This window comes from Flavobacterium sp. AJR (assembly GCF_002156885.1).
In the GTDB taxonomy this organism is placed as follows: domain Bacteria; phylum Bacteroidota; class Bacteroidia; order Flavobacteriales; family Flavobacteriaceae; genus Flavobacterium.
Map to the genome: position 1 here is coordinate 1 of NZ_NCWQ01000018.1, position 14,535 is coordinate 14,535.

General features: G+C 32.5%; 15 protein-coding genes. 12 read left to right on the plus strand and 3 right to left on the minus strand.

Going from position 1 to position 14,535, the window contains the following annotated elements; translation table 11 throughout:
- The first annotated feature begins 156 nt into the window (after positions 1-156).
- The 10 genes from B8T70_RS06245 to B8T70_RS06290 all read left to right on the plus strand — a co-directional run bounded on the left by B8T70_RS06245 (position 157) and on the right by B8T70_RS06290 (position 9,269).
- Positions 157-735 carry a nucleotide exchange factor GrpE gene (locus B8T70_RS06245; protein ID WP_039111297.1) on the plus strand — a complete coding sequence of 193 codons (579 nt, stop codon included), beginning with the start codon at positions 157-159 and terminating at the stop codon, positions 733-735.
- A 97-nt stretch (positions 736-832) separates the two neighbouring features.
- Positions 833-1,948, plus strand: coding sequence for a molecular chaperone DnaJ (gene dnaJ / locus B8T70_RS06250; protein WP_039111295.1), 1,116 nt, complete (start codon positions 833-835; stop codon positions 1,946-1,948).
- Positions 1,949-2,124: 176 nt separating this feature from the next.
- On the plus strand, positions 2,125-3,045 hold the full coding sequence (locus tag B8T70_RS06255; RefSeq protein ID WP_039117658.1) for an ABC transporter ATP-binding protein: 921 nt from the start codon (positions 2,125-2,127) through the stop codon (positions 3,043-3,045).
- Between the two features lie 96 nt (positions 3,046-3,141).
- The gene (locus B8T70_RS06260) at positions 3,142-4,458 is read left to right on the plus strand and encodes an ABC transporter permease (protein WP_039117659.1); all 1,317 of its coding nucleotides are present in this window, start codon (positions 3,142-3,144) and stop codon (positions 4,456-4,458) included.
- Between the two features lie 343 nt (positions 4,459-4,801).
- Entirely contained in the window at positions 4,802-5,965 is a 1,164-nt protein-coding gene (locus B8T70_RS06265; protein WP_039111292.1) for a sigma-54 dependent transcriptional regulator, read from the plus strand.
- A 104-nt stretch (positions 5,966-6,069) separates the two neighbouring features.
- Entirely contained in the window at positions 6,070-6,723 is a 654-nt protein-coding gene (locus tag B8T70_RS06270) for a DEAD/DEAH box helicase (protein WP_039111290.1), read from the plus strand.
- A 58-nt stretch (positions 6,724-6,781) separates the two neighbouring features.
- Positions 6,782-7,573, plus strand: coding sequence for an alpha/beta hydrolase (locus tag B8T70_RS06275; protein WP_242667432.1), 792 nt, complete (start codon positions 6,782-6,784; stop codon positions 7,571-7,573).
- A 6-nt stretch (positions 7,574-7,579) separates the two neighbouring features.
- Positions 7,580-7,798 carry a putative signal transducing protein gene (locus B8T70_RS06280; RefSeq protein ID WP_035622589.1) on the plus strand — a complete coding sequence of 73 codons (219 nt, stop codon included), beginning with the start codon at positions 7,580-7,582 and terminating at the stop codon, positions 7,796-7,798.
- Between the two features lie 133 nt (positions 7,799-7,931).
- A complete protein-coding gene (locus B8T70_RS06285; protein ID WP_086894294.1) occupies positions 7,932-8,735 on the plus strand; it encodes a Cof-type HAD-IIB family hydrolase in 804 nt (267 codons plus the stop codon).
- A 6-nt stretch (positions 8,736-8,741) separates the two neighbouring features.
- Positions 8,742-9,269: a GNAT family N-acetyltransferase gene (locus B8T70_RS06290; protein ID WP_086894295.1), complete on the plus strand. Its 528-nt coding sequence runs from the start codon at positions 8,742-8,744 to the stop codon at positions 9,267-9,269.
- 121 nt (positions 9,270-9,390) lie between these two features.
- On the opposite strand, the gene B8T70_RS06295 is transcribed toward B8T70_RS06290, so the two are convergent.
- Complete coding sequence (locus B8T70_RS06295) at positions 9,391-9,909, minus strand: hypothetical protein (RefSeq protein WP_086894296.1); 519 nt, start codon at positions 9,907-9,909, stop codon at positions 9,391-9,393.
- Between the two features lie 642 nt (positions 9,910-10,551).
- Here B8T70_RS06295 and mtaB point away from each other — a divergent pair.
- Complete coding sequence (gene mtaB, locus B8T70_RS06300; protein WP_039111284.1) at positions 10,552-11,886, plus strand: tRNA (N(6)-L-threonylcarbamoyladenosine(37)-C(2))-methylthiotransferase MtaB; 1,335 nt, start codon at positions 10,552-10,554, stop codon at positions 11,884-11,886.
- Between the two features lie 179 nt (positions 11,887-12,065).
- Here mtaB and B8T70_RS06305 read toward each other — a convergent pair whose 3' ends face one another.
- A complete protein-coding gene (locus B8T70_RS06305) occupies positions 12,066-12,782 on the minus strand; it encodes a 3-ketoacyl-ACP reductase (protein WP_039117663.1) in 717 nt (238 codons plus the stop codon).
- 254 nt (positions 12,783-13,036) lie between these two features.
- Here B8T70_RS06305 and B8T70_RS06310 point away from each other — a divergent pair, with 254 nt between their 5' ends.
- The gene (locus tag B8T70_RS06310; protein ID WP_086894297.1) at positions 13,037-13,882 is read left to right on the plus strand and encodes a L,D-transpeptidase; all 846 of its coding nucleotides are present in this window, start codon (positions 13,037-13,039) and stop codon (positions 13,880-13,882) included.
- Positions 13,883-13,947: 65 nt separating this feature from the next.
- Here B8T70_RS06310 and B8T70_RS06315 read toward each other — a convergent pair whose 3' ends face one another.
- Positions 13,948-14,535, minus strand: coding sequence for a phospholipid scramblase-related protein (locus B8T70_RS06315; protein ID WP_039111280.1), 588 nt, complete (start codon positions 14,533-14,535; stop codon positions 13,948-13,950).

The following is a 14,535-nucleotide window of genomic DNA, read 5'->3' on the forward strand; positions in this document are numbered from 1 at the left end:
GCAATTATCTTAAAATTATACTAATTTTTTTGAGAATATGATAGTTTTAGATACATTGCCTAAAGACTTGATAGAGTAAGAATTTGTCAAAAGATGACAATTTGACATTTTATAAGGTTTGGCAGTACTTTTGCAATCCATAGAAAAGAATAAAAAATGAAGTTTAAGAATATTTTTAAAAATAAAAGTAATATGACTACGGAAAATACAGAAATCGATCAAGAAATAGATGACGTAACGTTAGAGAATAATGCCAATGGCGAACAGATTATTATTGAGGAATTAAGTGTAGAAGAACAACTAGCTCAAGACTTAGCAAAAGAAAAAGATAAATTTTTACGTTTGTTTGCTGAGTTTGAAAATTACAAAAAAAGAACTTCAAAAGAAAGAATAGATTTGTTTAAAACGGCTAATCAAGAGGTATTATTGGCAATGCTTCCAGTATTAGATGATTTTGACAGAGCAATGGTTGAGATCAACAAATCTGAAAATGAAACATTGACTAAAGGAGTTGAGTTAATTCACGAAAAACTTAAAGGCACATTGGTTGCTAAAGGTTTAGAGCAAATTGAAGTGAGAGCAGGAGATGCATTTAATGCTGATTATGCTGAAGCTATTACTCAAATTCCAGCACCTTCTGATAAATTGAAAGGTAAAATCGTTGATGTTATAGAAAAAGGATACAAATTAGGAGACAAAATTATTCGTTTCCCTAAAGTTGTTGTAGGAAACTAAAATGTCAAATTATAACTCCCAAATCCCAAATAAATAGTTTTGAGTCTTCAGAATTGAGTTATTTATTGGGTTTTGTTTTTTTGGAATTTAAACAATTATGAAAAAAGATTTTTACGAAATATTAGGCATTTCAAAAAATGCGGATGCTGCCGAGATCAAAAAAGCGTACCGTAAATGTGCGTTGAAATATCATCCGGATAAAAATCCAGACGACAAACAGGCAGAAGAGAACTTCAAATTGGCTGCAGAAGCGTATGAAGTTTTAAGCGACCCTAATAAAAAAGCCAAATACGATCAATACGGTCACCAAGCCTTTGATGGTTCAGGTGGTTTTGGAGGTGGTGGTCATGGTGGCATGAATATGGATGACATATTCAGTCAGTTTGGCGACATCTTCGGAGGCGGATTTGGTGGTTTCGGAGGCGGTGGAGGCGGAGGCCCTCGTCGTACTAAAGGAAGTAATCTTAGAATTAAAGTTAAATTAACTTTAGAAGAGGTTGCAAATGGTGTTGAGAAAAAAGTAAAAGTAAAACGTAAGGTTCAAGCCAAAGGGGTTACTTATAAAACATGTTCTACATGTAACGGTCAAGGGCAGGTAATGCGTGTGACTAATACTATTTTAGGTAGAATGCAATCAGCTTCGACTTGTCCAACTTGTGGAGGTTCTGGTCAGATTTTAGATAAAAAACCTAGCAATGCAGATTCACAAGGTATGGTTCAGGAAGATGAAACTGTATCAATCAAAATTCCTGCAGGAGTTGTTGATGGAATGCAGCTTAAAGTTTCTGGCAAAGGAAACGATGCTCCAGGAAACAGTGTTCCAGGTGATTTAATTGTTGCAATTGAAGAACTAGAGCACGAATTCTTGAAACGTGAAGGCGAAAATTTACATTACGATTTATACATAAGCTTTCCAGAAGCTGTTTTAGGTATCTCTAAAGATATTGAAGCAATTAACGGAAAAGTGAGAATTAAATTAGAAGAAGGAATTCAATCTGGAAAAATCTTAAGATTAAAAGGAAAAGGAATTCCAAGTATCAATGGATACGGAAATGGAGATTTATTGGTTCATGTGAATGTTTGGACACCAAAAACATTGAGCAAAGATCAAAAACAATTTTTTGAAAATGCTTTAACAGATGACCATTTTATTCCAAGTCCTGAGAAAACGGATAAATCATTTTTTGAAAAAGTAAAAGATATGTTTTCATAAACACATCTTATCTTTTATAAAACGTTATAATTAATTTACAAACCCATCTTAACTTTATTTAGGATGGGTTTTTTTTGTAACAATACGAAGTTTTCGCTACTAATTATTTACTTTTACACACGCGAAACCAAAAAGGTCGAGTAGTCAAGTAGACGTAGTAAACCCAAAAAAAAAGCATGAGCAACTTACTCGAAGTACATAATGTCGTAAAACAATACGGTGATTATGTTGCGCTTAACGAAGTTTCATTAAATGTTCCAAAAGGCAGTATTTACGGATTATTAGGTCCTAATGGAGCTGGGAAAACATCATTAATAAGAATTATAAATCAGATTACTTATCCAGATAGTGGGGAAGTGATTCTTGATGGTGAGAAATTACAGCCTAAACACGTTCAACATATCGGATATCTTCCTGAAGAAAGAGGATTGTATAGTTCTATGAAAGTAGGAGAGCAATGTTTGTATCTGGCTCAGATGAAAGGATTGTCTAAAGCCGAAGCTAAGAAACAATTAGAATATTGGTTTGACAGATTAGAAATTCAGGGTTGGTGGAACAAGAAAGTTCAGGAATTATCAAAAGGAATGGCACAGAAAATTCAGTTTGTGGTTTGTGTATTGCATAAACCAAAATTGTTAATTTTTGATGAGCCATTTTCTGGTTTTGACCCAGTTAATGCCAATGTCATAAAAGATGAAATTTTGGCATTAAAAGAACAAGGTTCGACTATTATTTTTTCGACACACCGAATGGAAAGTGTTGAAGAACTTTGTGATCATATTGCTTTGATTCATAAATCGAATAAACTGATAGAAGGCAAACTGATTGATGTAAAAAGACAATTTAAAACAAATAGTTTTGAAGTTGGAATATTAACAAACAATATCGAAGGATTGATGTATGATATTTCGCAAAAGTTTACCGTTTTACCAGCACATTTTAAATCATTGGGTGACGAACTAAAACTGGAAATTCAGATAGGAAACGCAACTCCAAATGAACTATTGAATGTATTAACACAACGCGGACAAGTGACTCATTTTGTTGAGAAAATTCCAAGTGTAAATGATATTTTTATTCAAACAGTAACGAAATAGATCGTTAGACTACTTAGACTGATCTCAAAATCTAACAAGTTTAAGAAAGTCTAAGAAGTCTAAGCAGTCTAAAAATCTAACAATCTAAAATAAAAAATGAGTATTATATCATTAATTATAAAAAGAGAATTTATTTCTAAAGTCCGTAATAAGTCTTTTATCGTAATGACTTTTTTAAGTCCGTTATTGTTTGTTGCAATAGCTGCTTTTATCGGATATTTAAGTTCTATGAAAGCCGATACGAAACGTATTGCAATTTATGACGAAACGGGTTTGTTTGCTTCGGAATTTACCAAGCAAAATGCAAAAAATGTCGAGTTTAGATATCTTGATTTATCCAAAATGCCTTTGCAATCGCTAAAAGATAGTATTGCTAAAGAAAGTTTAGACGGATTGCTTTTGATTCCTAAAACTGATAAAATAAAGGATTTAGAAAGTAAAATAGAATTTATATCAAATAATAGTCCGAGTATTTCTTTTATCGAAAACACACAAAATACAATTGCCGACGAGATTACGAGAATTAATTTTCAAGAAGCAAATTTAGATACATTAGCAATAAAAAATGCACAGGCAAATGTAAATATCCATCTCGCAAAAGCATCGGGAGAAGAGAGTTTAAAAGGACTTAACGAAATAAAAATCGCAATTGGAGGTTCTTTTGGTTACTTAATAATGATGTTTATTGTTATTTATGGTAATATGGTTATGCGAAGTGTAATCGAAGAAAAAACCAATAGAATCATCGAAATTATTATCTCATCGGTAAAACCTTTTCAGTTGATGATGGGTAAGATAATCGGAACTTCATTGGCAGGATTGTTACAGTTTTTAATTTGGGCTGTAATAGGATTTGCTCTAATGTTTGCAGCATCGGCATTTTTTGGTGTAAATGTTGGGCCAACGGCTAAGATTCCGCCAGAGTTAATGGCTACTGCACAAAAAGAACTTGTAGGTACAGCTCAAATGTATATTAATGAATTATGGAGTTTGCCAATTGCAAGCATTCTAATTGGGTTTGTGGTTTATTTTATAGGTGGGTATTTTTTATATAGCTCGTTTTATGCAGCTATTGGAGCGGCGGTTGATAACCAAACCGACTCACAACAATTTCTTTTGCCTATCATTATGCCATTGATTTTGAGTGTTTACATAGGTTTCTTTACTGTTGTAAATGACCCACACGGAACAGTTGCAGTAGTGTTTTCTATGATTCCACTTACTTCACCAATTGTAATGTTAATGCGACTTCCGTTTGGAGTGCCTTGGTGGCAAATACTTATTTCCGTAACTTTATTGTTAGCTTCATTTTTTGCAGTAGTTTGGTTTGCTGCCAAAATATACCGAGTAGGAATATTAATGTATGGTAAGAAACCAACATGGAAGGAATTATATAAATGGCTGAAGTATTAGTTATAAAGGTTCAGAGTTGCAAAGACGCAAAGGTTTTTGAACGTTTGAAGTTAAACTATCTATAGGAATTACACAAAAGGCATAAAAAAAAATATAATAACAAAGGTTCAAAGGTAAGAAGCGACAAAGATTTTAAACTTTGTACCTTTGAACCTTTGCAACTTAGAACCTCAAAAAAAGATACAGAGCAACAAAGGGACAAAGGTTTTTAGACTTTGTGCCTTTGTTCTTTTTTAACCTTTGCGGTTAATATTAAAATAATAATAAAGCTGTAAGGTTATAAAGCGACAAAGATTTTAAACTTTGTACCTTTGGGCCTTTGCAACTTAGAACCTCAAAAGAAATGAGTAAAATATTAATTATAGAAGACGAAGCAGCTATTCGTAGAGTACTTACCAAGATTTTATCAGAAGAGAATGATAGCTATCAGGTTGAGGAGGCAGAAGATGGTGTTTCGGGTCTTGAAAAGATAAAAAACAACGATTACGATTTGGTTTTGTGCGATATCAAAATGCCAAAGATGGATGGTGTTGAGGTATTAGAAGAAGTAAAAAAAATCAAACCTGAGATTCCGATGGTTATGATATCAGGTCATGGCGATATGGAAACGGCAATTCATACGATGCGTCTTGGAGCTTTTGATTACATATCAAAACCACCAGATTTAAACCGTTTATTAAATACAGTTCGTAATGCTTTAGACAGAAAAAAACTTGTTGTAGAAAATAAGATTTTAAAGAAAAAAGTAAGTAAGAATTACGAAATGATTGGTGATAGTGAGGCTATAAGTCATATTAAAATTATGATTGAAAAGGTAGCCGAAACGGAAGCCAGAGTTTTGATTACTGGACCTAACGGAACAGGAAAAGAACTGGTAGCACACCAATTGCATGAAAAAAGTGCACGTTCTAATTTCCCTTTAATTGAAGTAAACTGTGCTGCAATTCCGAGCGAGTTAATCGAAAGTGAATTGTTTGGTCACGTAAAAGGAGCTTTTACATCGGCGGTTAAAGATAGAGCAGGAAAATTTGAAGCTGCAGATAAAGGAACAATCTTCCTGGATGAAATTGGAGATATGAGTCTTTCGGCTCAAGCCAAAGTGTTACGTGCTTTACAAGAAAGTATGATTACAAGAGTAGGTGCAGAGAAAGATATAAAAGTAGATGTTCGAGTAGTTGCTGCGACCAATAAAGATTTAAAAACAGAAATTGCCGAAGGTCGTTTCCGTGAAGATTTATACCACCGTCTGGCAGTGATCTTGATTAAAGTTCCGCCATTAAATGACAGGAGAGAAGATATTCCGGCTTTGATTTCTCATTTTGCTGAAAAAATAGCTTCAGAACAAGGAAATACGGTGAAGATATTTTCGCCTCAAGCGATAAAACTTTTGCAAGAATATGATTGGACAGGAAACATCAGGGAGTTACGAAATGTTGTAGAACGCCTTATTATATTAGGAGGAAGCGAAATTTCGGAAACAGATGTAAAGATGTTCGCAAGTAAATAGATGCTTCGCGCAATAGGCTTTAAGCTAAATGCTTTAAGCTATTAATATTATTATAAATAATTTTTGCTTGAAGCATTTAGCTTAAAGCTTAAAGCATTAAAAAGATGAAACTAAAAAAAATAAACGAAAAGTTACAGGAGGCGTTAATCGCAAACGGTTTAACCGAAGCTAATACATTACAACAAGAAACTTTTTCTACGCTAAAAAGTGGTGCAGATTGTATTATTGTTGCTCCAAAAGGAAGTGGAAAATCTACAACAATTGTTCTAAATGTTATTCAGCAATTGACAGGTAAAAATGAAGAATCTCCTCGTGCTTTGATTATCGTAGAAGATAAAGCAAAGGTGTTGGAAATGGAAGAACTTTTTGAGAAATACGGTAAGTATAGTGATCTTGAGGTTTATGGTGTGCATGACAAAGGCGATATGGATTATGATAAAAACTATATCTCAACAGGAGTTGATGTTTTAATTGGAACACCAAATAAACTAAGCGATATGTTTACTACTGCGGGATATAATGTAAACCGTTTGAAGATGTTTATCCTGGATGATGCAAACCCAATTTTGAAATTACGTCATGAAACTAAAATCATGCGTATTTCTAATAGTATTACTAAAACACAGCGTATTATTTTTGCAGAACAACTGACAGAAAGTATTGATATTTTGGCAGATAAAATGTTACTTGAGCCTTATTTATTCGAAATCGATGAGGACGATGAGGATGAGGACGAAGAAGAGGATATTGAAGAATAGACTAGATTAAAAATAAGAGGATGTATAATAAATGGAAATTTTTAAAACACTTAGATTTTTGATTGTAATAGTTTTAGGATTGCTGTTTATTGTTTATTTGTCTGTTGTTTCATATATTTATTTTAATCAGGCAGGTATGGTTTTTCAAAATTCCAAACTCCCTGAGAATTTTAAATTTGAATACCAACAAAATTTTGAAGAACTCAATATTCGTTCTTTTGACGGTGTAAATTTGAATGGTTTGTTATTTAAAACTGAAAGTCCAAAAGGATTGATTTTTTATCTTCACGGAAACGCAGGTACTCTGGATACGTGGGGAAGTATAGCAAATGTTTATACGAGTTTGGGATATGATATCTTTATCTTAGACTATAGAAGTTTTGGAAAAAGCGGAGGAAAGATTGATGATGAAGATCAATTAAACAAAGATATTTCGGTAGTTTATAAAAAACTATGTGAGAGATATAGTGAAAACAAAATCATCATTGCTGGCTATTCAATAGGAAGTGGTCTTGCGACGATTTTGGCATCAAATAATAAGCCTAAAGCATTGATTCTTCAGGCTCCCTATTATAGTTTTACAGAATTGGCAGGTAGTAAAGTTCCATTTTTTCCTGATTTTATGAAAAAATTTAATTTTGAAACACATGATTATTTAGCCAAAATAAAGACGCCAATTTATATTTTTCATGGAGATCAAGATCAGTTGATTCCTTTTTCTAATTCGGTTAGATTAAGTAAAATATTAAAATCGAATGGGTATCTTTATGTTTTAAAAGGACAGAATCATACTGGAATAAATGAAAATGAAGATTTTCAAAATCAATTAAAAACAATATTATTAAAATAGAAGGATATGGGATTAATGAAAGTGTTTTCGGGAAGTGAGATTTTAGCGCAAGCGTTACAACAAAAATTAGAAGAGGCGCAAGTAGATACAGTAATTAAAAACAATATCCAATCGGCTCGTTTAGGTGGTTTTGGAAATACAGATTTGGCTGTTGAGGTATTTATTCAAGAGACTGATTTTGCAAAAGCAAATCCTATTATTGAAGATTTCAGAATGAGTCTTTAATTTAAGTAATTAGTCTCAGTTTACAGTCTCAGTAATCACAGTGAACTTAAAGTCACAGTTTTTAGTTTCAGTAAGTACTGAAAACTGTAACTGAAAACTGAAGACTGAATCTATTACTGAAAACTAAAAAAAAATGCAATATAAAATGCTGGTTTTAGACATGGATGATACCTTGTTGACCGATGACCATAAAATATCGGATATTAATAAAGAAATGCTCCTTAAAGCTCAGGCAAAGGGAGTTTATGTAGTTTTAGCTTCAGGAAGACCAACTTCAGCAATGACTGCTTTTGCAAAAGAACTAGAATTAGATTTAAATAATTCGTACATGATTTCGTTTAATGGAGCTGTTATTAGCAATGTAAAAGATGATGAAGTTCTTTTTGAACAAACTTTGTCAAAAGAACAAATTCACGAATTATATGATTACAGTTTAAAGAACAAAACACATATTATTACCTATTTAAATAATGAGATTATCAGTGAAACTGACTCAGAATTTATAGAAATAGAAAAGACTATTACTGGTTTAAAACACCATAAAGTAGCAAGCTTTAAAGAAGCTGTTACTACCGCTGCTGTGAAATGTATTTTGCTTGAAGAGCCAAGTTATTTAAAAGGACTTGAGGCTGATTTAAAAGCTGAAATGCCTCATTTGAGTGTAGCAATGTCTAAGCCTTTTTTCTTAGAAGTAGCTCAAAACGGAATAGATAAAGCTGCAAGTTTAAAACTTTTGGCAGCGAAGTTAAATATTAATCAGAGTGAGATTATTGCTGTAGGAAATGCAGGTAATGATTTATCGATGATAGAATATGCAGGTTTAGGAGTTTGGGTAGATAATGTTACGCCCGAATTGCGAGATAGAGCAGATGTTATTGTAGCATCAAATAATAATAATGGTGTTGCAGAAGTAGTGCAACGCTATATTTTAAACTAGATTCAGATGAAAAAATCAATTGAGACAGAACGATTATTGTTAAGAGAATTCCTTTCTACAGATGATAGAGGAATGTTTGAACTGGATTCTAACCCAAATGTACATAGATATGTAGGGAAAAAGCCAGTGACTCATATTGATGAAAGTCGTGCTTATATTGATTTTGTACACCAACAATACAAAGATTTTGGAACAGGTCGTTGGGCTGTAGTTCTTAAAGAAACTAATACTTTTATAGGTTGGTCAGGAATAAAATTTATTACTGATACTATCAATGGTCATAAAGATTTCTACGAAATAGGATATCGCTTTATTGAAGAACATTGGGGAAAAGGTTATGCTACTGAATCTGGAAAAGCTTTTATAGATTATGCTTTTAATGACATGAAAGTCGAAGCGATTTATGCTTACGCAGATGCAGATAATAGTGGTTCAAGAAGTATCTTAGAAAAATTAGGATTAAAGTATGTGAACTCTTTTGTACTTGATGATGAAGAGGAAGTTTGGTATGAACTAAAGAACCCAAATCTTTAGACATTTTTTTTTAAAATTATGTTCCCATATCTTTACAAACTTTTGCCGATTGTTTTAGTATGTAAAGATTTGGGTGACACAGTTCCGTTACAAGATAACGGTATCTTAAGTAATTTTAGACTTATTTTTTAGCTACAGAAATAAAATATTTATTTCCATCTCCCATTGTAAGTTTCACACGTTCGTCGCAAACATCAATAGAGTAATTAGCATTCTCATAACAAGTACAAGTTGTATTTTTATCTTTAGACATTTCTGTTTTACAGTTGTTGCTTTTGTAGGTAGACAATTGTGGTGTGTATAAAGACACTAAATCTGTCGAAGCAGTTACTAATGAGATGATACTTGCTGTATTACCATTTGCAATTCTGTAAACGATTCTGTCTGTATAAGAAATGTCGTTTACGGTTACTTTTCTGATGTAGGTAAAAGCAGTAGAACCTTCTTCAACAGATTTTACTTCAAATTTAAATCCGATACTACGGATTTCGATATCAAATTTTGATTGAGAATTATAACTCGCCCAAGAAGTAAGTGTAGCAATAGAAGGAAATGGATTTGTAGTCGTACTCGCAGTTTGTGCTTGTGCTCCAAAAATAGTTAATAGCATTAATAAGATTGTGGGGAAAAATGCTTTCATTTTATTTTTTAAATTAATTTAAATACCTACTCTGTATGGTTTTCGGCTTGCCCATTTATGTTTTTTTGTTGAATAAAGAATTGCAACAACTTTATGAAAAATAGTTAACGCCAATTATTGTTAAATAGTATTGTTTTTACCACATTTTTCGTGGTGTGAATTTAAGGCGAATATTTACGCGAACAAAGCGTATAATAGGAAAACTTTAGTTTTTTAAATCATTTTTTTAAAATGCCCGCATCTTGTTAATAACCATTTAATTGGGGGGATTTTATTTGCAGATAATAGCATCAAAAAAAATATTTGAGATGTATAAAAATAGGATTTGTCTGTAGTTTAAATGCTTTTTATGTTCTTTTTGAGACTTCTTTTTATAGTTTTTTTTGTAAATGAAGATTTCATTGAGTCAAAATGACACTTTTCCTTCGGTTTTTATGAAATTTAGGTTTCGTTTTTGGTTAAAAGCGAAATGAATGTTGGTTTTTAAGTATTTTTTGAAGGAAGTAAATGTTAGTGCAAGGCAAAATATTGATATATAGCTAATTATTGATTTCGTTTTGAAGAATATTGTACGTAAATTTGCAAACTCTTTTATAAAGAGATAAATTATAATAAATACTACTTAAAACGTAGTTTATTGCCATGGAAAATAGAAAAAAAGTTGCTTTTTATACGCTTGGATGTAAACTGAATTTTTCAGAAACATCTACAATTGCTAGAAATTTTCAAGATGAAGGTTTCGATCGTGTCGATTTTGAAGATGTTGCTGATATATATGTAATCAACACCTGTTCGGTTACTGATAATGCCGATAAGCAGTTTAAGCAGGTTGTAAAAAAGGCGATGAAACTTAATGATAAAGCGTTTGTTGCTGCTGTAGGTTGTTATGCGCAGCTTAAACCAGAAGAATTAGCATCGGTAGATGGTGTTGATTTGGTTCTGGGAGCAACCGAGAAGTTTAAAATCACAGATTATATCAATGATTTGAGCAAAAACGATATGGGCGAAGTTCATTCTTGCGAAATATCTGAAGCTGATTTTTATGTAGGAAGTTACTCGATTGGTGATAGAACCCGTGCTTTCTTAAAAGTACAAGATGGTTGCGATTACAAATGTACTTATTGCACAATCCCACTTGCAAGAGGAATTTCTCGTAGTGATGCTTTGGAAAACGTATTGCAAAATGCCAAAGAAATATCATCTCAAAACATCAAAGAAATTGTTCTGACTGGAGTTAATATTGGTGATTACGGAAAAGGAGAATTCGGAAATAAAAAACACGAACATACTTTTCTGGATTTAGTTCAGGCTTTGGATAAAGTAGAAGGAATTGAGCGTTTGAGAATCTCTTCGATTGAACCAAACTTACTTAAGAATGAAACAATTGAATTTGTATCTAAAAGTAGAACTTTTGTTCCTCATTTTCATATTCCGTTGCAATCAGGAAGTAATGATATTTTAAAATTAATGAAGCGTCGTTACCTTCGTGAAGTATATACGGAACGAGTGAATAAAATTCGTGAAGTTATGCCGCATGCTTGTATAGGTGTTGATGTAATTGTTGGATTTCCTGGAGAGACTGATGAACATTTCCTTGAGACGTATCATTTCCTGAATGAAATGGATATATCTTATTTACACGTTTTTACTTATTCTGAACGTGATAATACTGAGGCTGTAAATATGGCTGGAGTTGTTCCTGCAAATGTGCGCTCAAAACGTAGCAAAATGTTACGTGGATTATCTGTCAAAAAACGTCGTGCTTTTTACGAAAGTCAATTAGGGGCTAATAAAACGGTGCTTTTTGAAAGTGAAAATAAAGAAGGGTACATTCATGGATTTACCGAGAATTACGTAAAAGTAAAAACGCCTTGGAATCCTGAATTAGTAAATACGCTACATGAAATAAATCTGACTACGATTGATGAAGATGGTAGTGTACGATTAGAGTTTGTAAATAAATTAGCAGAAGCTTAAAAGAGAGAAAAGACTGAGGAGAAGCAAGAGGTAAGACTTACGAGATTCTAGAAGTATGAATTGTAACTTATTTGTCTAATTGAGGGGAGTCGAAATTTATATAAACGAAAATAGAAATTCTATAAAATAACAAAACCCCTTTTGCAAGGGGTTTTGTTGTATATAATAGTTAGGTCTGATTAAGGATTTGTAGACCAAATACTGCTGTTTTTTATAAAAACTCTACGGTTTAATTTAAGTTGAGCAATGATTAGTTCTGCGATATCTTCAGATTGCATTACTTTTTCAGGATTACCATCTGTTAGCTTTAAGTCTTTTGCCATATCGGTAGCTACAGTACTTGGGGTTAAAGCAGTAACTCGGATATTATGTTTTCTCATTTCTTGCATTAAAGAATCTGTTAGTCCAAGAACTGCAAATTTAGAAGCGCTATAAGCACTTGTTAATGCATTTCCGTTTAATCCTGCAGTCGACGAGATATTGATAATGTCTCCTGTTTGGTTTTCAATCATATTTGGTAAAACCGCACGAGTAACATAATAGGTACCCATTAAGTTTACCTGAATGATTCTTTCCCAAGCTGCTGGCTCTAATTCTAAGAAATTACCAAAAGCAGCAATTCCTGCATTATTAATTAAAATATCAATGTTTTTAAACTCGGCTATTGCTTTTTCTACCGCTTTATTTACAGAGTTAATGTCGGATACATCTGCTGTTATTGCTAATGATTTTACTCCAAGAGCATTTATTTCGGTAGCAACCTGATCAATATCAGCTTGAGTTCTAGCCAATAAAATCACATTTACTCCTTCTTTTGCTAATGCAATAGCAACAGCTTTTCCTATTCCTTTTCCTGCACCTGTAATTAGGGCATTTTTATTTTTTAGATTACTCATATTAGTTATTTTAATGTACGATAAAGTACAATTTGTTTGAATCGTTTGTCATACAAAAATACTTATTTTCAACTTTGGAAGTGGCTTTTAATAGGGATTCTTAATATAAAATTAACTGCATTTTTGTTTTTTAAAATACTATTACGTTTTCGTTTTTTCTTTTATTGGTATCTTTAAATAAAGAAACATATGGGGGAAATTATGTAATGCTTTTCTCTATTTAATAAGCCAAATTTGTAGTAAACACATTTATTATGAAAAAGATACTTCTTATTTTAACTATAGCAATTCTGTCCTTCTCATGTAAAAAAAAGGAGAGTCCAGAGATTAAAGAAATAGAAATACGAAAAAAACCAACTGCAATTTCTTATCATATCGAGAACAGAAAAGATTGGCTGAAGGATAATACAGCAAGTGATGCACAATTAGGTAATCTTGCAGCTATTAATCGTACTGACAAAGCAAATTTTGCTAAAATGGATTCTATTATTGTCCCATCAGATTTAAATGAAAAAATCGAGAATTATCTTCCGTTTCCGTTGACTGTTCCTTATTTGAGAGATATTGATAAGATAATATTCTTTTCGTATCCATCGCAAACATTTGCTGCTTATGAGAAAGGACAATTAGTTTATACTGGACAAACTAATATGGGAAGAAAAAAAGATCCAACTCCAACGGGACTTTTTTATACCAATTGGAAAGCCGAAAAAACGACTAGTACTTTTAACGATGAGTGGGAGTTGCGCTGGAATTTTAATATAGAAAACATGAAAGGTGTTGGTTTTCATCAATATGCTTTACCAGGATATCCGGCATCACATTCTTGCTTGAGACTTCAGGAAAAAGATGCTCGTTATCTTTATGATTGGGCTGATCAATGGGTATTGGCTGATGAAGAGAATGTAAAGGTTAAGGGAACTCCTGTAATTGTTTTTGGGTCTTATGATTTTGACGGAAAGAAACCTTGGTTACAATTAGTTAAAGATCCGCTGGCTTTGGAGATTTCGAAAGAAGAGATAGAAAAACAAACAGCGCCTTTTCTGGAAAAGATTTTGACTGAACAGAAGAATAGGGAAGGATATCAAAATAACAAATAATAAAAAAAAAGTCACGAATTTCTTTTTAATGGAGATTCGTGACTTACTATATTTAGCTTTGATTTTTATTCTTTTAATACCATATCAATACACATTACTGCAGCAAGAATAAGTTGTCTTACGCTATCGTCTTGTGCTACTGAATCTTCTATTTGTAGTACATAATTATCGGCACTAGTAAAGAATTCTTTTCCAATTCCAGCCCATTTTTTATTTACTTGCCCAAGCATTTTTGTGTCTTTGGTAAATTTAAAATCCCAACCTGTCCATTTTCCTTGTAGTGTACAAACAGGTCTTTCATTTTTGTCTAAAATTTCAAATTTCCCTCCAATAGAAAGTAATTTTTGCTTGAATGTTCCGATTAAGCGTTCTTTTTCGTCGAAAATTTCTACTGTAGAACGAAAAATTGCTACACCGCGTTTTACATTGATTATTTTTTCTCCAGTTGGAGTTGCAATTTCGATGTCGAAAGGAGTTGCTCTTTTAAAATCGGTAAAACGTAATACTTTGGTAAAAAAGCCTAGATTTTTTTCTCGGCAATTCATTATTAGTTCATTGTTTTCGGGATTGTAAATGTCATAGTTATTAGCAGCTTTGAACATCCCGACGTGTTCTTTTACTAGAAAAAGGTTTTGATTTAAAAGAGGGTTCAT

Coding starts and splice junctions, on each gene's coding strand:
- B8T70_RS06260 (WP_039117659.1), top strand. CDS start 3,142: ATGAGTATTATATCATTAATTATAAAAAGAGAATTTATTTCTAAAGTC.
- B8T70_RS06295 (WP_086894296.1), bottom strand. CDS start 9,909: ATGAAAGCATTTTTCCCCACAATCTTATTAATGCTATTAACTATTTTT.
- B8T70_RS06305 (WP_039117663.1), bottom strand. CDS start 12,782: ATGAGTAATCTAAAAAATAAAAATGCCCTAATTACAGGTGCAGGAAAA.
- B8T70_RS06265 (WP_039111292.1), top strand. CDS start 4,802: ATGAGTAAAATATTAATTATAGAAGACGAAGCAGCTATTCGTAGAGTA.
- dnaJ (WP_039111295.1), top strand. CDS start 833: ATGAAAAAAGATTTTTACGAAATATTAGGCATTTCAAAAAATGCGGAT.
- B8T70_RS06290 (WP_086894295.1), top strand. CDS start 8,742: ATGAAAAAATCAATTGAGACAGAACGATTATTGTTAAGAGAATTCCTT.
- mtaB (WP_039111284.1), top strand. CDS start 10,552: ATGGAAAATAGAAAAAAAGTTGCTTTTTATACGCTTGGATGTAAACTG.
- B8T70_RS06285 (WP_086894294.1), top strand. CDS start 7,932: ATGCAATATAAAATGCTGGTTTTAGACATGGATGATACCTTGTTGACC.
- B8T70_RS06270 (WP_039111290.1), top strand. CDS start 6,070: ATGAAACTAAAAAAAATAAACGAAAAGTTACAGGAGGCGTTAATCGCA.
- B8T70_RS06245 (WP_039111297.1), top strand. CDS start 157: ATGAAGTTTAAGAATATTTTTAAAAATAAAAGTAATATGACTACGGAA.
- B8T70_RS06310 (WP_086894297.1), top strand. CDS start 13,037: ATGAAAAAGATACTTCTTATTTTAACTATAGCAATTCTGTCCTTCTCA.
- B8T70_RS06255 (WP_039117658.1), top strand. CDS start 2,125: ATGAGCAACTTACTCGAAGTACATAATGTCGTAAAACAATACGGTGAT.
- B8T70_RS06280 (WP_035622589.1), top strand. CDS start 7,580: ATGGGATTAATGAAAGTGTTTTCGGGAAGTGAGATTTTAGCGCAAGCG.
- B8T70_RS06315 (WP_039111280.1), bottom strand. CDS start 14,535: ATGAACCCTCTTTTAAATCAAAACCTTTTTCTAGTAAAAGAACACGTC.